Consider the following 19,468-nt stretch of genomic DNA (forward strand, 5'->3'; position numbering starts at 1 on the left):
CGATGGCCGTGACCGGCACACCACCCGTCCCTGTTCCCGCCGGTAAGCGGGAACGATCCGGCTGGTACCTGTACGACTGGGCCAACTCGGCGTTCTCCACCACGGTGATCACCGTCTTCCTCGGCCCGTTCCTGACCAGCGTCACCGAACAGGCCGCCGGCTGCGCGCTCACCGACGACGACTGCACCGGTGTGGTGCACCCGTTCGGCATCACGGTGGCCGCCGGCTCCTACTACGCCTACCTGGTGTCGCTGTCGGTGCTGCTCACCGTCTTCGTGCTGCCGGTCATGGGCGCGATCGCCGACCGTGCCCCGCGCAAGAAGCCGCTGCTGGCCACCGCCGCGTTCATCGGCGCCGCCGCCACCGTGTCGATGGCGTTCGTCACCGGCGACCGCTATCTGCTCGGCGGTCTCCTCTTCATGATCGCCAACATCGCGTTCGGCGCCGCGATCGTGGTCTACAACTCCTTCCTGCCGCAGCTGGCCGGCCCCGACGAACGCGACAGGATCTCCAGCCGCGGCTGGGCGATCGGCTACCTCGGCGGCGGCGTCCTGCTGCTGCTCAACCTGATCGCCGTGATGAGCCTCAGCGAGGACGGCAACCCGCAGCGCACCCTCGACCTGGCCCGCTGGTCGATCGTCTCGGCCGGCGTGTGGTGGGCGGTGTTCACCCTGTTCCCGCTCTTCTGGCTGCGCGAGCACCCCGGCGGCTCGTCACCGGCGGCCACCGGCACCGGCGGCAACGTGCTCACCGACGGGTTCAAGCAGCTCGGCCACACGATCCGGCAGATGCGGGCGTACCCGCTCACCCTGGCCTTCCTCGGCGCGTACCTGATCTACAACGACGGCATCCAGACCGTGATCGCCCTGGCCAGCCAGTTCGGCACCGAGGAACTCCACCTCGACCAGTCCACCCTGATCATCACCATCCTGATCGTGCAGTTCCTCGCGTTCGGCGGCGCGCTGCTGCTCGGCGCCCTGGCCAACCGGATCGGCGCCCGCAAGACCGTCCTGCTCTCCCTGGCGCTGTGGCTCGGCGTGGTCGTCGCCGCCTACTGGCTGCCGGAAGGCGAACCGGTCCCGTTCATGCTGCTCGGCGCCGGCATCGGCCTGGTCATGGGCGGCAGCCAGGCCCTGTCGCGGAGCCTGTTCTCCCAGCTCATCCCGGAAGGCAAGGAAGGCGAGTACTACGGCTTCTACGAGATCAGCGACAAGGGCACCAGCTGGCTCGGCCCGCTGTTCTTCGGCCTGATCTTCCAGATCACCGACAGCTACCGGGCAGGCATCGTCTCGCTCGTCGTGTTCTTCCTGATCGGCGGCATCCTGCTCGCCCTCGTCCCGATCCGGCGGGCCATCGTCGCGGCCGGCAACACACCGCCCAGACTGCTCTGATGGACATCACGATCGACCACGACTCGCCGGTCGCCCCCTACGAACAGGTCCGGCTGCGCATCGCCGCCCTCGCGGCCGACGGCACGCTGGCCGCGGGGGCGAAACTGCCGCCGGTGCGTACCCTCGCCACCGATTTGGGTCTGGCGGCGAACACGGTGGCGCGCGCCTACCGCGAACTCGAGCAGGCCGGTCTGGTCGCCACCCATGGCCGCGCCGGCACGGTGATCACCGCCAAGGCCACCGGCACGTCCCTGCGGGCCCAGCGCGCCGCCACCACCTATGCGGAACAGACCCGGGCGCTGGGCATCCCGGCCGACCAGGCCTTGGCGCTGGTCAAGGCCGCTCTAGAAGCCTGAGGGGTACGCACGGGCGGGCCGGCCGTGACCCGCGGCCGTCGCCCACGGTCGCTTCCGGCTCACGGACGAACCACCACCGACGGCCGGGACAGCCGAGCCGGCCGAGATGCCACCGGACCGAGGTGACGGCCCTGCTGGACACCGACGGCAAGGCCGAACAGATCCTGGTCGAACACGTCAAAGTGGCAGCGCAACGCCGAGGGCCGCTACGCCGGCGTGCTGGGCGTAGTCAGCGCCCGGTTCCGCTCCTGAACGGGTCCGGCTCCGCAGTACGCGCCGACCGGGCCGTCCACCACACGGCATAGAGCAGCACTCCGACGGCGAAGCCGGACATGCCGCCGGTCACCACCTGGCGCAGTGCCGCCAGTGAAAGTGAAGAAGTGACCTCGGTGCCCACTTTCAGCAGTGCCCCGGCGACGCCCGCGACCAGCAGCAGCGCCACGGTCACCAGACGTCCGGCCGTCCCGAGGACCGTGTTCGGCGCGACGGTGTGGCGGGGGGTGCGGCGTACCCGAACCCCCAGCCACACGGCGATGGCGAGCATCCCGCCCAGGGTGCTCGCCCACCACAGCGCCTCGGTGACCGCGGGCGTGTCCGGCAGCGGCGACCACTCCCCCGACCCGCTGTCGTGCACCAGTCCGTCCCAGACGAGGTGGGTGCCCACACCCACCAGGGCCGACACGACGATCCAGCCCAGCCGCGCACCCGGCAGCCAGCGGAACCGGCCCGCCCCGTCCGGCAGACGAGCCACCACACCCTGCGGAAGCAGAGCACGCAGCGGCCGTACCAGCAGGTGGTGAAAGAGCGCGAGCAGCAGGAGCGCGACGACGGTCCCGGCCACCAGCCCGGTGCCGACCTGATGCGTGTAGGTCAGGTTGAAATCGCTGTAAGGCCCCCATTCCGCGGAGGTGGCCTGCGGAAGCAGATAGGGCAGATCCGGCGCCACAGTCCCGGCGACCACCGCCGATACCACCAGCGGCGTCGGCCCGAACAGCAGACCCGCAGCCGCATGACTGACAGTGAACGGCATTCGACACTCCCGTGCTTCCCGTCGATCTCGGCCGGAGCTTACGGGGCGTGCGGTGCAGCCGTGACGGGCAGGCGGAAAGAGCTGCCGGCGCCGGCCAGACCGGCGGTCCGGTGACATCTCAGCATGAGTCACCCGGTCGGCGCGGAAAGCGGGGATCACGGTGACCGGAGACAGCGGCCCGCGGCGGTGGGACTCAGGAAACCAGACACGTTTCGTGGTCAGGGTGCGAAGCCCATCCGCGTGTTGATTTCGGGCGCGCTGGACGCCCGAAGTCACCACGCTGTTGTGGGTGTGGTGAATACGGGCGTGCTGAGCGCCCGAAATCACCACAGAGGCAGACCCTGACTGCTCATTAGGTGTCTAGGGTGCCCAGGCGGCTCACGAGCGAGGCCAGGTGGCCGGGGGCGTCCAGGTGCGCCAGGTGCCCCTGCCCGGTGAGTTCGTGTACGACGGCGCCGGGAACGTGCCGGGCCACGTCGTCGAAGGACGTCCCGTACGGCGCTCGGCCCCGGTTGCGCTCGCCGACGACGAGATCCACCCGTGCGGCCCGCGCGGCGAGGACCGCCGGCCGGGCGGCCTCGTTGATCGCCAGTGTCTCGCGGTAGGCCGGGGCGCCGAGGCGCCGCAGTTCGGACCAGGTCGCCGTGTCGGCGCGCAGTGCCGCGGTCGTCGCGTCGTCCATGCCGGTGACCTGTTGCAGGGCGACGGTGATGCTCGCGTCGAGGTCGCCGTCGTCCTGCGCGCGCCGCAGGTCCGGGAGGGCCGCCGCGCCGAACGGTGCCATGACCGGCTCGTATGCGATCAGGTGCGGCACCGGCCGGATGTTCGCCAGGTGCAGGGCGATCAGGCCGCCGTAGCTCCACCCGAAGAGCGTGCGTACGTCGGTGAAGCCGCGCAGGACCGCCGCGGCGTCCTCGATCTCCGTGGCGAGGCCGTACCCGTCGGGCAGTGGGCCGGACGGTTCCCGGCCCCGGCGGTTGACGACGGCGACGGTCGGCCAGCCGTCGAGGTGCCGGGCCACCGCGCTCCAGGCCGCGGCGTCGGCCATCGCGCCGGGGATCAGGACGATGGCCGGCTGGTCCGGCTCGCCGTGGACGTCCACCGTCACCCGGCCCCGGTCGACCTCGACGTATTTCTGAATCGATCGCTCCATATTCGGATTATGAAGCGATCGCTCTAGAATCGTCAACATGACCTCCCGACCCGCAGGACGCCCCCGTGCCTTCGACCGCGACCTCGCCCTGCGCGAAGCCGCACGCCTGTTCTGGCAGCACGGCTACTCGGGCACCTCGACGCGGACCCTGACCAGCGCCCTCGGCATCTCCAGCTCCAGCCTGTACGCCGCGTTCGGCACCAAGGCCGCACTGTTCGACGAGGCGGTCCGCACCTACGCGCTGCGGTACAGCGCGATCTACGAGAGGGCGGTGGCCGAACCGTCGATCGGGCGCGTGGTCGAGCGGGTGCTCCTGGACTCCATCACCGAGTTCGGCCGCTCCGCGGACGGCCACCCCGGCTGCCTGACCAGCAGTGCCGTCATGGCGGACGCCCCGGACACCCTCGACGTGCGCGCCTACGTCGCGGACCTGCAGCGCTCCGACGAGGCCCGCCTGCGCGCCCGCATCGAACTCGCCGTCGACGACGGCGAACTCGATGCGGCCACCGACCCGGCGGTGCTCGCAGAGTTCGTACAGACGCTCTGGCAGGGACTGTCCGCCCGGGCCGAACTCGGAGCCGGCCGCGAACAGCTCGCCGCAGTGGCCGGCCTCGCACTCAGAGCGATCGACCTGCCGGGGCGGCACGACTGAGGCGCCCGGGGCGGACGTGAAGCAACGGTGCAGAAGTGGTGTCGACCTTGTGCAGGTGTGGGCGAAGTGCCCGCCGAACGGCTCCGGTGTTGGTTGGATGCCGGGCATGTGGGAGTCCGTGAAAGGCGTCGCGTACGCGGTGTACGCGCGCCGGTTGCGCCGGGGGCTGGCGGGTTCGTCGCTGCCCCGGCACGTGGCGATGGTGATGGACGGCAATCGCCGGTGGGCGCGGCAGATGGGGTTCGAGGATCCGCGGGTGGGTCACCGGTACGGCGCCGAGCATCTGACCGAGGTGCTCGGCTGGTGTGCCGACCTCGGGATCCGGCACGTGACGGTGTTCATGACGTCGGTGGACAACATGCAGAAGCGCGACTCCGTCGAGGTGGGCAACCTGATGCGGATGATCGAGGACGTGGTGGCCGAGCGTCTCGCGCAGCCGGGCGGGATGTGGCAGGTGCACCTGGCCGGGCGTCTGGACGTGCTCCCGGATTCGACCCGGCACGCGTTGAAGATCGCTGAGGAGGCGACCCGGGACGGCGCGGCGAGCGCACACCTGACCATCGCGATCGGCTATGACGGCCGGGAGGAGATCGTCACGGCGATCCGGTCGCTGCTCGAGCAGGAGGCACGGGCCGGGCACGGCATGCTCGACGTGGCGCAGCGCCTCAGCGCGGATCTGATCGCCGAGCACCTGTACACCAGTGGCCAGCCGGACCCGGACCTGGTGATCAGGACCAGTGGGGAGCGGCGCATGTCGGGGTTCCTGCTGTGGCAGGCGGCCTATTCGGAGCTGCACTTCTGCGACGTGTACTGGCCGGGTTTCCGCAAGGTCGACTTCCTGCGGGCGTTGCGGTCCTATGCGGCGCGGCACCGCCGGTTCGGGGCGTGACACCGGTCGAGGACCGCGTGACGCGCCGGTCGAGGGCCGGCGGACGGCGCGCCTTGAGGACCCGCCACGGTAGGTGTCTGTCCTGACGACGGCCGTGGGGACCCGCGACGCGTACAAGAAATGGTTTCATGGCCTGGTGCGAATCGCGATGATCTCCGATGTCCATGGCAATCTTCCCGCGCTGCGCGCGGTCCTGGCGGCGATCGAGGGCGAGAACGCGGATCTGACGGTCAATCTCGGTGATCTTCTTTCGGGGTACGTGCTGCCGGCGTCGACCGCCGACGCGCTGATCGCGGCGGGCCTGGTGACGGTGCGCGGTAACCACGAGCGGCAGGTGCTGACGTTCCCGGTCGAGCGGATGGGGATGGCCGACCGGACCGCGCACGAGGCGATCGATGCGCGGCACCGGGAGTGGATGGCGTCGCTGCCGGCCACGGTGGAGCCGGCGCCGCGGGTGCTCGCGTTCCACGGCACGCCGGCCGACGACCTGCAGTACCTGATGCACACCGTCGACGCGGACGGGGCCCGCCCGGCCACGCAGGCGGAGGTGCTCGAGCGGCTCGGCGACGTGTCCGGGTACGACCTGCTGCTGTGCGGGCACACGCATCTGGCCGGGTCGATGCGGTTGCCGGGTGGGGCGCTGGTGGTGAATCCGGGGAGTGTGGGCTGGCCGGCCTATGACGACGACGGTCCGGCGCCGCATGTGATGGAGGCCGGTTCACCCCATGCCCGGTACGCGGTGGCCGACGACGTATCCGGCCGGTGGGAGGTGTCGTTCCACATGGTGGAGTACCCGTGGGAGGAGGCGGCCGTGCTGGCCGAGGGGTTCGGGCGACCGGATGTGGCGTACGCGCTGCGGACCGGCCGGGTGCCGTCGTGAGGATCCGGTGGGTGACCGGGTTCCTGGACACGCCGGACCGGTCGGTGGAGGGTTTCTGGCAGGCGGTGACCGGCACCCGGCTGTCGGCGCGCCGCGGCGGCGGCGTGTTCGCGACGCTGGTGCCGCAGGTCGGCGATCCGTGCCTGCGGGTGCAGGTCGTCGGTGACGGGCCGCCGCGGGCGCATGTGGATCTGCATGTGGAGGACGTCGCCGGTGCCGTGCTGCCCGCCGGTGCGCGTGAGATCTTCGCCGGGGACGGTCTGCGGGTGGTCCGCTCCCCCGCCGGGATCGTGTTCTGCCTGGTCGGCTGGGACGCCGAGGCGGTCCGCCCGGTGCCGGTCCGGTGGCCGGGCGGGCAGAGCAGTGTGGTGGATCAGCTGTGCCTGGACGTGCCGGACCCGGTGCACGACCGGGAGGTGGCGTTCTGGGGTGAGCTGACCGGGTGGGCGTGGCGGTCGATGGGGGTGCCGGAGTTCTCGGTGTTCGCCGAGGCGGCGATGCCGCTGCGGTTGCTGGTGCAGCGCACCGGCGGTACGGCCGCCGGGGTGCACGTGGACTTCGCGTGCGACGGGGTGGATGCCGAGGTGGCGCGGCATGTGGACCTGGGTGCGGCCGTGGTGCGGCGGGTGCCGGACGACTGGACGACGTTGCGGGACCCGGCCGGGCGCGAGTATTGCGTGACGGGACGTTCCCCGTACTTCTCATGATCACTTCGGTGTGGTGGCCCGTTGTTGTCGGTGCGGACTGGTAGAAAGGGACCCTCTCATACAGGCGTACGAAGGGGTAACGATGACGGCGGCAGGCGTGGATGCCCGAGGGCTCAGCGCGGAGGAGTTGGAGCAGTTCCGGGATCAGCTTGCGGCCGGGCGCAAGCCCCGGGTGCAGTTCACCGAATCGGCGGGGCAGATCAGCGGCCAGATCGGCCAGGTCGTCGCGTTGACCGACCCGGCCGAGTCGGACGAGTGGGTGGTGGTCAAGTTCGGTCGTGACGAGCTGCCGTTCTCCCCCGTCGACCTGCGGGTCGCCCCCAAGGGCGTGGTGGCGAAGAAGCCGGTTCCCGCACCGGAGCCGGAGCCCGACCCGGTGCTGTCCGGCCCGGAGTTCCTGATCGACAAGCCGGTCCCGCCGAAACCGGCGCCGGTGCAGCGTAAGAGCGAGGAGGACGAGGTGGCGGCGAAGACCGCGAAGGACGGCGGCGAGGCCACCACGGCCCGCAAGCCGGCGGCCCGCCCGGCGAAACCGAAGCCCGGCCCCACCCTCACGGTGACCCTGGCCTACGCCGACAGCGAGTGGACGATCGCGGCCAACCAGGGCGCGAAGGTCCTGGCCAAGCCATACGTGGTCCGGCCCGCCGAGGCGCTGAAGATCGTGTCGCTGGTCGACATGCCGGGCGTCCAGGAAGCGGTCGACCAGATCATGACCGCGGAACGCGCCGAGGCGGAGACGCAGGCGCAGCGGCTGCGCGCCGAGCTGGCCGAGGTGGAGGCCCGCCTGGCCGAGCTGGGCGAGACGGCCTGACACCGCGACGGCACGTGCCCGGGGCTGCACCCGTCCCGGGCACGTGCCGTCAGCTTCCCTCGCGGTCGATGAGGTGGGCGAAACCGTCGAGCAGCGCCTGCAGGCCGGCCTCGAACAGGGCGTCGAGGTCGAAGTCGTACCCGTCGCCGAGGCCGTCGAGCATGTGCGCGAAATGCGGATAGCGGCCGGACTCCGCGAGGGTCCGCATCTGACCGATCTGCGTGTCGCCCCACTCCTGCTCCGTCAGGCCGGTGTCCGCCTGCGCGTGGGCCTCCCGTTCCCGGTGCGCGGCCAGGCCCTGCCCGTGGCTGAACAGCAGGATCTGCAGGTCGAGGACCCGCGCGGCGGGCAGGCCCAGCCCACTGAGCGCACCGATCAGATAGTCGCCGTGCCGGATCAGGTTCGGCAGTGGCAGGGGCCGGGCCAGCGAGCCCAGCTGTGCCAGCCACGGGTGCCGGGCGTACAACCGCCACAGGGTCCGCGCGCCGAGTTCGAGCCGGGCACGCCAGCCGTCCGGCAGCACCGGCGGATAGCCGGCTTCGCCGTACGCCCGGTCGGTCATCAGCAGGACCAGGTCGTCCTTGCCGGTGACGTGCCGGTACAACGACATGGTGGGCACGCCCAGCCGTGCGGCGACCGTCCGCATCGACAGCGCCTCCAGGCCCTGGGCGTCGGCGATCAGCATCGCGGCGCGTACCACATGATCGCGGTTGAGGTCCGTGTCCGGCGGCATGGCCCGGCCGGCTCGGGACCGGGGCGGCGGCGCGACGACCGACCCCACCCGCGGCTGGGAGCGGATCACCCCGGCCTGGCGCAGCGCGGTCAGTGCCTTCGCCGCGGTGGCCATGGCGACACCCTGCTGCGCGGCGAGCGCCCGGGTCGACGGGAGCCGGTCCCCCGGCTTCAGCTCCCCGGCGGTGATGCGCCGCCGGATGTCCTCGCAGATCCGCAGGTACGGCGGTTCCACCATCACGTCCACCCCGGTTTCTGTACTAGGACACACGCGACCCTGTGCTAGGTCAGTGACCTGTTCAAACGTTGTTTCCCCGCATGGGTACGCCGTACGTTGACGTCGCGTACAGCGTACAAGGGGGACTCTCGTGAAGACCGTACTGATCTCCGGCGCCGGTATCGCCGGACCGGCCCTGGCCTACTGGCTGCACCACCACGGGTTCCGGCCGACGGTGGTGGAACGGGCGCCGTCGCTGCGGGCCGGCGGGCACGCCGTCGACGTCCGCGGCACCGCCCTCGACGTGATCGACCGGATGGGCCTGACCGGCCCGCTACGCGACGCGCGTACCGAGATGCGCGGCATGTCGATGCTCGACGCCGACGGTGTCGAGATCATGCGGTCGACGGAGATGGCGCTGAGCAGCGGCCGCCTCGACAGCGACGACGTCGAGGTGCTGCGCGAGGACCTGTCCGGCATGCTCGCCGACCTGACCCGCCCGTACACGCGGTATCTGTTCGGCGATTCGGTGACCGCCCTCGAGCAGGCAGACGACGACGTGCGGGTGACCTTCGGCCACGCCGCCCCGGAGACGTTCGACCTGGTGGTCGGTGCGGACGGCCTGCATTCCACGGTACGGAGACTGGCGTTCGGACCCGAGGAGCGCTACCTGCACCACCTCGGCGCGTACGTCGGCGTGTTCACCGCCCCGAACTTCCTCGGCCTGGACCGCTGGCAGGTGTGGCTGCGCACCGCGAACGTCGGCTACGGCATCTACTCGGCGCGCGGCAACACCGAGATCCGGGCCAATCTGGGTTTCGAGTCCGGCCCCCTCGACTACGACCGGCACGACGTGGACGCCCAGCGCACCCTGGTCGAGCAGCAGCTCACCGGCGTCGGCTGGGAGACGCCGCGGCTGCTCGCCGCGATGTGGCAGGCCGACGACTTCTACTTCGACGCGATGGCGCAGACCCGGATGGACCGCTGGTCGGCGGGCCGGGTCACGCTGCTCGGCGACGCCGGATACTGTCCCTCCCCGCTGTCGGGGCAGGGCACGAGCCTGGCGCTGGTCGGCGCGTACGTGCTCGCCGACGCGCTGGCCCGAGCCGGCGGTGATCACCGGGCCGGGTTCGCCCGCTACGAGCAGCGGATGCGCGGGTTCGTCACCGTCAACCAGGCGCTCGCCACCGAGAACCCGGGCGGCCCGCCGTCCGAGGAGTCCGCCGAGGCCGCCAAGTCAGCCATCGACCTCGACGCCCTCGACGACCTCGACGCCCTCGCCGAGTGAGGCGGCGGTGCCCGTACGGCAGCCTGGCGTTCCGGCGTCCAGCACGAAATCCTCGCGCACCGCATCCCGGCGGCGGGTACGCGGCCGGGTCTCCTCGGCTTCCACTGGAGTCCGGCGGCCGGCCAGGCCGAACTCCTCGATGGTGACGCACCCGGGTGCACGTCTCGTGGATGATCCGCGGGCTGCTCGCTTAACATCCGGGCATGGTGGATGCCGAGATCCTGGAGTATTACGGGCACGGTGGGGAGCAGGCGCGGTTGCTGGCCGGTGACCGGCAGATCGAGTTCCTGCGGGTGTGGGATCTGCTGGGTCGCCATCTGCCGCCGGCGCCCGCCCGGGTGCTCGACATCGGAGGCGGAGCCGGTGTCTATGCCCTGCCGCTGGCCGATGCCGGCTACGAGGTGCACCTCGTCGATCCCGTGCCGCTGCACGTCGAGCAGGCCTCGGCGGCCTCCCGCGCGGCCGCCCGCCCACTGGCGAGCGTGGCTGCCGGCGATGCGCGGGCACTCGATGCGGCCGGCGCCGGTATGGATGCCGTGCTGCTGCTGGGGCCGCTCTATCACCTGACGAGCCGGGACGACAGGGTCACCGCTCTGCGGGAGGCGCGCCGGGTGGTGCGGCCGGGCGGGGTTGTCGTGGCGAAGGCGCTCTCCCGGTTCTATCCGCTTTTCGAGGACATCGCCCAGGGAACGCCGATCGACATCGACCGGACTGCCGCGTTCGCCGGTGACGGGCAGTACCGGAATCCGGGCGGGGATCCGGCCCGGTTCACCACCGCGTTCTTCCATCGGCCGCAGGACCTCGCCGCCGAGGTCGAGGAGGCCGGCCTGCGCCTGCGGACCCTCGTCGCGGGCAGCGGCGTGGTTCGGCTGCTGCCCGGGTTCGCCGAGCGGCTGGAAGATCCTGATCAGCGAGAACGCATCCTGTCGGCGCTGCGCCTGCTGGAAGCCGAGCCGTCTCTCCTGGGGATCAGCCAGAATTTCATCGCCATCGCCGAACGATCGGCATCGGGGAATCAGGCGGACGCCGGTCTGGTCTGAAGACCACTTCCGACGCCTGCCCGCGGCGCAGGTGTGGTGCGATCGACGGAGGCTTGGCTACGCTGCGCCGCGACGGTGAACCTGGTGCACCTGACTCCCGGCAGGAGGCTGCGCTACCTGCCCGTGAGGACAGGCGGCACGAAAGGTGTGCCGGTGCGCAGGGATTCGACGTAGGTGCCGATGGATGCCTGGAGGTCTGCGGAGTCGAACAGGTCGACGGACAGGTCCATCTGGACTGCGTCGGCCCCGGCGACGCCACCGGCGGCCCACGCCTTCAGTAGTGCGCGGGTGGCGGCCAGTCCGCGGGTTCCGCCGTTGCCGAGCCGCTGGGCGAGTGCGTCGACGGTCGCGTCGAGCTGGTCGTCGGGAACGACCTGATACACCAGGCCGATCTCCTCTGCCTGCCGGGCGGTCAGCGTCTGGTCGAGCAGCAGCTGTGCGCCGGCCCGGGCGAAACCGACCCGGGCGGCGAGCCGCTGGACGCCGCCGGCCATGAGCGTGTTGCCGCTGCCGGCCTCGATCCACGAGAAGGTGGCGGTTTCCGAGGCGACGAGGATGTCCGCCCGCAATGCCAGCTCGTAGGAGCCGCCGAGCAGGGGCCCGCGCAGAGCTGCGATCACCGGGATGCGCAGTGCCTCGATGGCGGCGAAGGCCTGGAGCGTCTCGGCGACGAACGTCCGGAACCAGAATCGGTCCTTGCCGGGCCACTGCATGGCGTCGGCGCCGGTGCTGAAGTTCGGCCCTTCGGCGCGCAGGACGAGCGCCCGCACACCGGCTTCGCCCGCCTGCCGGGCCGCGTCGGCCAGTTCGGTGACGAACTGCCGGTCGATCGCGTTGTGCGGCGGATCTGCCAGCACGATCGATCCGACCGGGCCGGACTGCTCGAAACGTACCTTGGTCACGATGGCTCCCTGGTGGTCGGCCGCACGACAGTGAGCCGTGCGGCGGCGGGCCGGGTGGCCCGGCGGGGGGAAGTCTGCATTGTTTTTGACCAAGAAGTCAATAAACCGCCGAGGGCGGCGCCGCACCCCACGTGCTCCCCGCCACACCGCACCCCCAGTTATTGCCTCCATGGTCAAAAACCTGATTTATTGACCAAGGAGACAAAAACTGAGGGAGCCGTCCATGAATATCCTGAAGGACAAGGTCGCGGTCGTGACCGGCGGAAACGCGGGCATCGGCCGGGCCATCGCCCGGGCTTACCACGCCGAGGGCGCCCGTGTGTTCGTCACCGGCCGCCGCCAGGAACAACTCGACGAGGTCGAGGCCGAACTCGGTCCCCAGGTGACCGGGATCCGCTGCGACGTCGGCCGGCTCGACGAGCTCGACAGCCTCTACGCGACGGTCGCCGCGCAGGCCGGCCGCATCGACGTCCTGGTCGCCAACGCCGGGATCGGGATCGCCGCCCCGCTGGGACAGATCACCGAGGAACAGGTCGACGCCATGATCACCACCAACGTCAAGGGGCCGCTGTTCACTCTGCAGAAGGCGCTGCCCCTGCTGAACCCGGGGGCGTCGATCATCTTCACCGGCTCGTCGGCCGCCACACGGCCGGATGCGGCCCTGCCCGTCTACGGCGCGACCAAGGCCGCGCTGCGCAACCTGGTCCGCGGATTCGCCCACGGCGCCGGGGCCGGCGGCTACCGCATCAACCTGCTCTCGCCCGGCGGCACCCGTACACAGGGCCTGATCGATCTAATCCCGGCCGACGCACTCGCCGCCGCCGCGGCGGCGATCCCGCTGGGCCGGCTGGCCGAACCCGAGGAGATCGCCGCGGCGGCCGTCTTCCTCGCCTCGGACGCGTCCAGCTACCTCAACGGCTCCGAACTCGCCGTCGACGGCGGCAGCGCCCAGATCTAGCCCCGTTTCGTGGTCAGGGTGCGAAGCCCGTCCGCGTGGTGATTTCGGGCGCGCTAGACGCCCCAATTCACCACACCCCTGGTGGTGTGGTGATTACGGGCGCGCTGGACGCCCGAAATCACCACGCTGTTGTGGGTGTGGTGATTACGGGCGCGCTGGACGCCCGAAGTCACCACGCGGGCTCTGACGACTGAAACAGGTCAGGCGCGTCCGAACCGCTCGTCGTATCCGTCCTCCAGGGCGTAGACGTCCGGCACACCATCGCCGTCGTCGTCGCGCTGCTCCGCCTCGTGCAGCCGCCGGTAGTGGCCGTTACGCAGGCGCAGGACGACGGCGGCCAGCAGCGCGGCGATCAGCGACCCGGCCAGGATCCCGATCCGGGCGTGGTCGTCGGTGACGCTGCCGGACCCGAACGCCAGCTCGGCGATCAGCAGCGACACGGTGAACCCGATCCCGGCCAGCAACGCCATCCCGAACACGTCCCACCAGGCCAGCCCGTCACCCAGGCGGGCCCGGGTGAACCGCTGCACCAGCCACGTCGTGCCCAGCACTCCGACGGTCTTGCCCAGCACCAGGCCGGCCACGATCCCGATCGTCACCGGGTCGGCCGCCGCCGCGCCGAGACCACCGGCCCCCGCGACCGGCACCCCGGCGGCGAAGAACGCGAACACCGGCACCGCCAGGCCCGCCGACAGCGGCCGCCACCGGTGCTCGAAACGCTCCGCGAGGCTGAGACCGTCACGGGCCAGCACCGGCACCATGAACCCGAGCAGCACCCCGGCGACGGTCGCGTGGATCCCGGACGCGTGAACCAGCGCCCACGTCGCGGCCGCCGGCGGCAGCAGCAGCCACCACGACCGCACCCGGCGCTGCACCAGCACCGCGAACAACCCCAGCGGGACCAGCGCGAGCAGCAGCGGCACCCACTGCAGGGACGTGGTGTAGAAGACCGCGATGACCAGGATCGCCAGCAGGTCGTCGACGACGGCCAGGGTCAGCAGGAACGTGCGCAGCGCCGCCGGCAGATGGGTGCCGATCACCGCCAGGACCGCCAGGGCGAACGCGATGTCGGTCGCGGTCGGCACCGCCCACCCGGACGGTTCCCCACCCTCGGCGACGGCGTTGACCGTTGTGTAGATCAGCGCCGGGACGGCCATGCCGCCGACCGCGGCCGCGACCGGGATCGCCGCCCGCCGGGGGTCGCGCAGGTCACCGGCGACGAACTCGCGTTTCAGCTCCAGGCCCGCGACGAAGAAGAACACCGCCAGCAGGCCGTCGGCCGCCCACGCCGCCAGACTCAGATCCAGGTGCAGCGCCGCCGGGCCGACCGTCCAGGCGGACAGCGTCTGGTAGCCGGCGGACCAAGGGGAGTTCGCCCAGATCAGGGCGAGGACCGCGGCGCCCAGCAGCAGCGCGCCACCGACCGTCTCGGTGCGCAGGATATCGCCGATACGGCGCGCCTCCGGCCAGCTGCCGCGGCTGAACAGGGACGGACGAAAAGACCCACCGGACACAGAACCAGGCTCCTCTGGACATGACAAGGACATCGCCGACCAGACTTCCCGGCACACCAGTGCGAACCCTACCCGCCGCCCGGGAGCCGGCCGGGCGGCGGCGGGGACTGCCCGTCGAGGCGTTTCTCGAACCCCACCTGGTTGTACGGGGAATCGCTGTACGCGCCGATCACCTCGTACCCGCTGTCGTGGTAGAGCGCGAGCGCCTCCCGCAACGCCCGGTGCGTGCCCAGCCGCACCGTCGTCACCCCGTGTGTGGCGGCGTCACACTCCAGCCGGCCCAGCAGCCGCCGCCCCAGCCCGAGACCGCGGGCCGACCCGGACACCCACAGGTGGCGGATCTCGGCGATACCCGGGCCCAACCGGATCCACAGGCCGCAACCGGCCGGTTCGCCGTCCTCGAACGCGACCAGCTGCGTACCGGTCACCTCGTGCGGCGGGGTGAGCGCGGCCGCGTCGTACCCTTCCGGCAGCCGCTGCATCAGTTCCGCGGCGTACCGGGCCAGGCAGTCCCGCGCCGCCGGCGACTGCGGCGCGACCGGTTCGACGGTGATCGCGGCGGCGCGCAGCACCCGGCGGATCTGCTCCTGGGCGTGGATCAGCTGCTCGCGCTGCCGGCCGGTCAGCTCACCGAGCAGGGCGGCGATCCCGGCCTGCGACCGGTCGTCGAGGTCGGCCCGGGCCAGCCGGCCGGCGTCGGTGAGCTCGGCGACCCGGACCCGGCCGTCGCCGTCGTGTGCCCGCAGCCGGACGAGTCCCTGCACCTGCAGCGACCGCAGCAGCCGGCTCAGATATCCGGAGTCCAGGCCGAGGCGGGCACGCAGGTCCCGCACGTCGGCGCCGTCGCCGATCTCGACGAGCAGCCGGGCCTGGCTCAGCGGCAGGACCTGCCCGAGGAACCGGTCGGTGAGGGCACCGAAACGCTGGGTGTAGTAGCGGTTGAAGTCACGGACACGGGAGATCTGTTCAGCCTCCACGCAGCGATGCTAACCAGCGTCCCCGATCCGGGCCGGACACATCGACGACGCCGGGCCGCCGTGTACGGTCGGGACATGCGCATCCCGACCACCGCCGTGATCACCGCGGGTTCCCTGATCGGCGGCTGGCAGCTGGCCCGCCGCACCGGCATCCGCCCGCTCGGCGGGGCCGTCCTGGCCGCCGGCGGTGTCCTCGCCGGCCGCGAGTGGGCGCGGCGCACCAGCCCGGCCGTCACCGGCGCGCTCGTGGCGACCTACCTCGGCGCGTTCGGCCTGTCGCACCCCCTCGCCAAGCGGATCGGGCCGTGGCCGTCGGTGCTGGCCGTGTCAGCTCTGACCGCCGCCGTCTCCTACGCCGTGGCCGACCGGCGCGCCTGAACACGAGCACGCCCGGCGCCGCCGCACCCGGCTCATGTCGTGCGGTCGGCTGCGGTCCACGACCGCGGGGGTCTGCATCTCCCCGGCCCGCAACGGCGTCAGCGCCTCGTCGATCGCCTCCATGATCAGGTGGGTGGCGCGCATCGCCCGGGCCCCCGGCGCCCCGGTCACCGCACCCACCGCGACCTCGGCACCGAACCGCACCTGCACCTGCGGGCGGCGCAGCACCGCCTTCAGCAGCGCCCGCCCGGCCCGTTTCGGCGCCTCGTAGGGCAGCACCGCGTGCGCACCCCACTGCGCCACCGCCAGCACCGGCGCCCCGGACAGTGCCGCCATCCGCGCCACCCCGGTCTTGCCGCGTTCCGGCCACATCCACGGATCCAGGCCGATGCGGCCCTCCGGGTAGACCATCACCACCGCACCCTGCTGCAACGCCCGGGCCGCGGCCGGCAGCGCGTCGGCGACCCGGTGGGTGTTGCGATCCACCCGGATGTGCCCGCACGCGCGCATCAGCGACCCGATGACCGGCGCGTCGAACAGCCCGCCGGTCGCCATCACCCGCGGCGCCAGCCCCACCTGGTGGCAGGCGGCCGCCATCACCAGCGGGTCGAACGGGCTGACGTGGTTCATCGCCAGGATCAGCGGCCCGCCACGCAGATGCTCGGGCACCTCACCGGAGACCCGCAGCCGGCACAGCGGGAACGCGATCACTCGGGCCAGCGGCAGCAGCATCCGCCACAACCGCGGGACCTGCCAGGTTGTCGTCTCCATCAGGGCGATCATCCTGCCACGCGGCCTGCTGCGGCCCGCATCGGCCGTAAGTCTGCTTTCGGGGTACGCGCTGCCCTCCCCGTGTCCCCTCCAAGGTTCCACCGCGCTCACGACGACCGTCGGGGTTGCTAGGTTCGTCGATATGATGATGCTCCCGGACCTGCAGGACCGGCTCGACGACGCCGCCCGCCGTCACGGGGTGCCCGGTGCGGCGGTCGCCGTCCGGGCCGCCGGCGCGGTGACCGAGGCGGCCACCGGGGTCGCCGACCGGGGCACCGATGTCGCGGTCACGCCGGACACCCTGTTCCCGATCGGGTCGATCACCAAGACGTGGACCGCCACCCTGATCATGCAGCTCGTCGCGGACGGCCTGCTCGACCTGGACGCGCCGGTCCGCCGCTACCTGCCGCGGTTCGCGCTGCCCGACGAGACCGCGGCCGCGACGGTGACGGTCCGGCACCTGCTCACCCACACCGGCGGTTTCGAGGGCGACCTGTTCGAGGACACCGGTGACGGTGACGACGCGGTGGAGCGCCTCGTCGCGTTCCTGGGCACCGGTGCCCGGCAGATCGCCCCGCCCGGCACCGTGTTCTCCTACTGCAACGCCGGGTACGTCGTCCTCGGTGCCCTCGCGGCCCGGCTGCGCGGCGGCACCTGGGAACAGGTCCTGCGCCGACACGTGATAGCCCCGCTCGGTGTGACCCACATGGCTCTGCTCCCGCAGGAGGCCGCCCGGTTCCGGGTCACGTCCGGGCACGCCGACGGCGTCCCCCTTTCCGAGGACCTGCCCCGGTCGAACGCGCCGGCCGGGTCGACCCCGGTCGCGGCGATGCGTGAACTCGTCCGGCCCGGGCTGCCCCTCGCGGCGATGGCGCCGCCCCAGGTCGCACTGCCGGATCTGGGGGCGCGCGCGGCGTACGCGTGGGGCCTGGGGTTGATGCTCTTCCGCTGGGACGGCGTGGACGTGGTCGGCCACGACGGCGCCACGCTGGGCCACTGCGCCAGTTGGCGGGTGGTGCCGGGCCGGGACGTCGCGGTGGCGGTCGCCGTGAACGGCGGGGACGGGCCGGCCCTGATCGACGAGGTCCTGGACGCGGTCCTCGCCGCCACCGCCGGGATCAGCGTCCCGGCCCGGCCGGTCCCGCCGGCGTCACCGGTGGCCGCGGGCCCGGTGACCGGCCGGTATTCGTCGCCGCTCGCCGACTACCGGGTGACCCCGGCCGACGGCGGCCTGAGCGTCGTCTACCGGCCGCAGGGCATCGCCTCCGGTGACCCGGTGACGATGCGGTACGTACCCCTGCGCCCCGGGGTCTTCGTGGGTGTGGACAGGAGCGCCGGGGTGCATCCGGTGATCGCGTTCCTCGGCGACGGCCGGTACCTGTTCGCCGGCAGCCGGGCCCTGCCGCGGCACTGAAGGGTTTGTCAGATCCACCACCACGAGTTGCCGGCCGGCGACTGACCGGTACCGTGGAGGACGGCACCGCACCGCGGCTGTCCCGGACGAGTTGCGTGTCGTACCCGGCCTGACAAGACGACCGCCTTTCGAGGTGCATCGTCATGGCATGGATCGCGCTCGTCGTCTCCGGTCTGCTGGAGACCGTCTGGGCCATCGCCCTGGACCGCAGCAACGGTTTCTCCCGGCCCGTGCCGTCGGTGGTGTTCGGGGTGGCGTTGATCGCCAGCATGGCCGGTCTGGGTTACGCCCTGCGGACCATCCCGATCGGCACCGGCTATGCCGTGTGGGTGGGCATCGGCGCGGTCGGCACCGCGCTGGTCGGCATGGTGGCTCTGGGCGAGGCGGCCACGCTGCCCCGCATCCTGTGCCTGCTGCTGGTCGTCTGCGGCGTCATCGGCCTCAAGGTCTTCCACTGACGTCGAGCGGGCTGACGTCGAGCGGGCTGACGTCGAGCGGGCTGACGTCGGCATCGAGCGGCTTGCCGGCATCGGCCGACCACACCGCCGCCACAGCCGGCTGCGCAGCCGCTTCCCAACTCGCCAGCAGCGGCAGTACCCGGGCGGTGTGTGAGCCCGGCTCCACGGTGTAGACCACCAGCCGCTGGTCCGGGCGGTGCGGCACGGCGACGGTCTCGATGCCGAACCGCAGCCGGCCCGCCGCCGGATGGGCCAGGACCTTCGCCGCCGACGTGCGGTCGACGACGTCCTGGTCGTCCCACCACTCGCCGACCTGCGCCGACGCCGCGCGCAGGTCGGCGACCAGGGCGGCGAGACGACGGTCGTCCGGGTGCCGGCCGTTCTCGTAGCGCAGCGCCCCGACGGCGGCCCGCGCGAAGTCCGCCCAGTTGACGATGCGGTCGCGGGCCGCCGGGTCGAGCAGCAGCCAGCGGGCGAACGGCCTGCCGGTCTCCAGGCCGGCGCCGAGCACGGCGTCGAGCAGCGTGTTGCGGGCCAGTACCTCGCTGCGGCGCCCGAGCAGCAGCACCGGCACGTGGTCGAGGGCGGTCATCAGCCGTAGCAGCCCCGGATCGGCCCGCTGCGGTGCGGCACCGGCGCTGTCGGTGCTGCGGCGGCGTACCCCGGCGGCCAGGGTCTGTAAATGCTGCCGTTCGATGTCGTCGAGGCGCAGCGCCCGGGCCAGCGCCGCGCACATGTCGTCGCTGAGGGTGGCCTGGCGTCCCTGTTCGAGGCGGCTGTAGTGGTCCGGGCTGATCCCGGCCAGCACCGCCAGTTCGTCCTTGCGCAGCCCGGGGACGCGGCGCGGGCCGGGGAACGCGGTGAGCCCCGCCTGCGCCGGGGTGAGCCGGTCACGACGCGACCGCAGGAACGCGCCGAGCGCGGCATTCGGGCGCGGGGACATGCCGACC

21 protein-coding genes and 1 riboswitch are annotated in these 19,468 nt (G+C 72.0%); of the genes, 13 read left to right on the forward strand and 8 right to left on the reverse strand.

The genetic code is table 11. The features are described from left to right. The first annotated feature begins 2 nt into the window (after nt 1–2). Both QSK32_RS16820 and QSK32_RS16825 read left to right on the forward strand, forming a co-directional pair. Nucleotides 3–1,391: an MFS transporter gene (locus tag QSK32_RS16820; RefSeq protein WP_045745447.1), complete on the forward strand. Its 1,389-nt coding sequence runs from the start codon at nt 3–5 to the stop codon at nt 1,389–1,391. Then, nucleotides 1,391–1,747: a GntR family transcriptional regulator gene (locus tag QSK32_RS16825; protein WP_045745446.1), complete on the forward strand. Its 357-nt coding sequence runs from the start codon at nt 1,391–1,393 to the stop codon at nt 1,745–1,747. The genes QSK32_RS16820 and QSK32_RS16825 overlap by 1 nt, the downstream gene beginning before the upstream one ends. Nucleotides 1,748–1,976: 229 nt before the next feature. On the opposite strand, the gene QSK32_RS16830 is transcribed toward QSK32_RS16825, so the two are convergent. Continuing rightward, nucleotides 1,977–2,777, reverse strand: a complete 801-nt coding sequence (locus tag QSK32_RS16830) for a DUF4184 family protein (RefSeq protein WP_285472460.1) — start codon at nt 2,775–2,777, stop codon at nt 1,977–1,979. 352 nt (nt 2,778–3,129) lie between these two features. After that, nucleotides 3,130–3,930, reverse strand: a complete 801-nt coding sequence (locus QSK32_RS16835) for an alpha/beta fold hydrolase (protein WP_285472461.1) — start codon at nt 3,928–3,930, stop codon at nt 3,130–3,132. Between the two features lie 37 nt (nt 3,931–3,967). On the opposite strand from QSK32_RS16835, the gene QSK32_RS16840 reads away from it, so the two are divergent. The 5 genes from QSK32_RS16840 to QSK32_RS16860 all read left to right on the forward strand — a co-directional run bounded on the left by QSK32_RS16840 (nt 3,968) and on the right by QSK32_RS16860 (nt 7,869). Then, nucleotides 3,968–4,582 (forward strand): TetR/AcrR family transcriptional regulator, encoded by a 615-nt coding sequence (locus tag QSK32_RS16840; protein ID WP_045747409.1) that lies wholly within the window; start codon nt 3,968–3,970, stop codon nt 4,580–4,582. Nucleotides 4,583–4,688: 106 nt separating this feature from the next. Continuing rightward, a complete protein-coding gene (gene uppS / locus QSK32_RS16845; protein WP_045747410.1) occupies nt 4,689–5,471 on the forward strand; it encodes a polyprenyl diphosphate synthase in 783 nt (260 codons plus the stop codon). Nucleotides 5,472–5,607: 136 nt separating this feature from the next. Next, the gene (locus QSK32_RS16850; protein ID WP_285472462.1) at nt 5,608–6,351 is read left to right on the forward strand and encodes a metallophosphoesterase family protein; all 744 of its coding nucleotides are present in this window, start codon (nt 5,608–5,610) and stop codon (nt 6,349–6,351) included. Next, nucleotides 6,348–7,058, forward strand: a complete 711-nt coding sequence (locus QSK32_RS16855) for a VOC family protein (RefSeq protein WP_045747411.1) — start codon at nt 6,348–6,350, stop codon at nt 7,056–7,058. Before QSK32_RS16850 ends, QSK32_RS16855 begins: the two co-directional genes overlap by 4 nt. Nucleotides 7,059–7,155: 97 nt before the next feature. Then, complete coding sequence (locus tag QSK32_RS16860; RefSeq protein WP_285472573.1) at nt 7,156–7,869, forward strand: hypothetical protein; 714 nt, start codon at nt 7,156–7,158, stop codon at nt 7,867–7,869. A gap of 49 nt (nt 7,870–7,918) precedes the next feature. On the opposite strand, the gene QSK32_RS16865 is transcribed toward QSK32_RS16860, so the two are convergent. Next, the gene (locus QSK32_RS16865; RefSeq protein ID WP_285472463.1) at nt 7,919–8,839 is read right to left on the reverse strand and encodes a TetR/AcrR family transcriptional regulator; all 921 of its coding nucleotides are present in this window, start codon (nt 8,837–8,839) and stop codon (nt 7,919–7,921) included. Between the two features lie 130 nt (nt 8,840–8,969). Between QSK32_RS16865 and QSK32_RS16870 the strand changes: the two genes are divergently transcribed. Next, nucleotides 8,970–10,106 carry an FAD-dependent monooxygenase gene (locus tag QSK32_RS16870; protein ID WP_285472464.1) on the forward strand — a complete coding sequence of 379 codons (1,137 nt, stop codon included), beginning with the start codon at nt 8,970–8,972 and terminating at the stop codon, nt 10,104–10,106. A 203-nt stretch (nt 10,107–10,309) separates the two neighbouring features. Continuing rightward, on the forward strand, nt 10,310–11,146 hold the full coding sequence (locus tag QSK32_RS16875; RefSeq protein ID WP_285472465.1) for a class I SAM-dependent methyltransferase: 837 nt from the start codon (nt 10,310–10,312) through the stop codon (nt 11,144–11,146). A 113-nt stretch (nt 11,147–11,259) separates the two neighbouring features. On the opposite strand, the gene QSK32_RS16880 is transcribed toward QSK32_RS16875, so the two are convergent. Then, nucleotides 11,260–12,048, reverse strand: a complete 789-nt coding sequence (locus QSK32_RS16880; RefSeq protein WP_045747415.1) for an enoyl-CoA hydratase/isomerase family protein — start codon at nt 12,046–12,048, stop codon at nt 11,260–11,262. A 223-nt stretch (nt 12,049–12,271) separates the two neighbouring features. Here QSK32_RS16880 and QSK32_RS16885 point away from each other — a divergent pair, with 223 nt between their 5' ends. Further along, nucleotides 12,272–13,006, forward strand: a complete 735-nt coding sequence (locus QSK32_RS16885; protein ID WP_285472466.1) for an SDR family NAD(P)-dependent oxidoreductase — start codon at nt 12,272–12,274, stop codon at nt 13,004–13,006. A gap of 200 nt (nt 13,007–13,206) precedes the next feature. Here the strand turns inward: QSK32_RS16885 and nhaA are convergent, their stop codons facing one another. Further along, entirely contained in the window at nt 13,207–14,520 is a 1,314-nt protein-coding gene (gene nhaA / locus QSK32_RS16890; protein WP_285472467.1) for a Na+/H+ antiporter NhaA, read from the reverse strand. A 68-nt stretch (nt 14,521–14,588) separates the two neighbouring features. Next, the gene (locus QSK32_RS16895) at nt 14,589–15,497 is read right to left on the reverse strand and encodes a MarR family winged helix-turn-helix transcriptional regulator (RefSeq protein WP_285472468.1); all 909 of its coding nucleotides are present in this window, start codon (nt 15,495–15,497) and stop codon (nt 14,589–14,591) included. Between the two features lie 75 nt (nt 15,498–15,572). On the opposite strand from QSK32_RS16895, the gene QSK32_RS16900 reads away from it, so the two are divergent. Continuing rightward, the gene (locus tag QSK32_RS16900; protein ID WP_045747441.1) at nt 15,573–15,875 is read left to right on the forward strand and encodes a hypothetical protein; all 303 of its coding nucleotides are present in this window, start codon (nt 15,573–15,575) and stop codon (nt 15,873–15,875) included. On the opposite strand, the gene QSK32_RS16905 is transcribed toward QSK32_RS16900, so the two are convergent. Continuing rightward, the gene (locus QSK32_RS16905) at nt 15,825–16,646 is read right to left on the reverse strand and encodes a lysophospholipid acyltransferase family protein (RefSeq protein WP_045747442.1); all 822 of its coding nucleotides are present in this window, start codon (nt 16,644–16,646) and stop codon (nt 15,825–15,827) included. The two genes, QSK32_RS16900 and QSK32_RS16905, sit on opposite strands and share 51 nt — an antisense overlap. 142 nt (nt 16,647–16,788) lie before the next feature. On the opposite strand from QSK32_RS16905, the gene QSK32_RS16910 reads away from it, so the two are divergent. After that, the gene (locus QSK32_RS16910; protein ID WP_045747419.1) at nt 16,789–18,060 is read left to right on the forward strand and encodes a serine hydrolase domain-containing protein; all 1,272 of its coding nucleotides are present in this window, start codon (nt 16,789–16,791) and stop codon (nt 18,058–18,060) included. 60 nt (nt 18,061–18,120) lie between these two features. Beyond that, nucleotides 18,121–18,188, forward strand: a riboswitch (guanidine-III (ykkC-III) riboswitch). 15 nt (nt 18,189–18,203) lie between these two features. Then, a complete protein-coding gene (locus tag QSK32_RS16915; RefSeq protein WP_045747420.1) occupies nt 18,204–18,518 on the forward strand; it encodes a DMT family transporter in 315 nt (104 codons plus the stop codon). Here QSK32_RS16915 and QSK32_RS16920 read toward each other — a convergent pair. After that, nucleotides 18,502–19,461: a helix-turn-helix transcriptional regulator gene (locus tag QSK32_RS16920; protein WP_285472469.1), complete on the reverse strand. Its 960-nt coding sequence runs from the start codon at nt 19,459–19,461 to the stop codon at nt 18,502–18,504. The genes QSK32_RS16915 and QSK32_RS16920 overlap by 17 nt on opposite strands. Between the last annotated feature and the right edge of the window lie 7 nt (nt 19,462–19,468).

The organism is Actinoplanes sp. NBRC 101535, assembly GCF_030269225.1.
Classification (GTDB): Bacteria; Actinomycetota; Actinomycetes; order Mycobacteriales; family Micromonosporaceae; genus Actinoplanes; species Actinoplanes rectilineatus.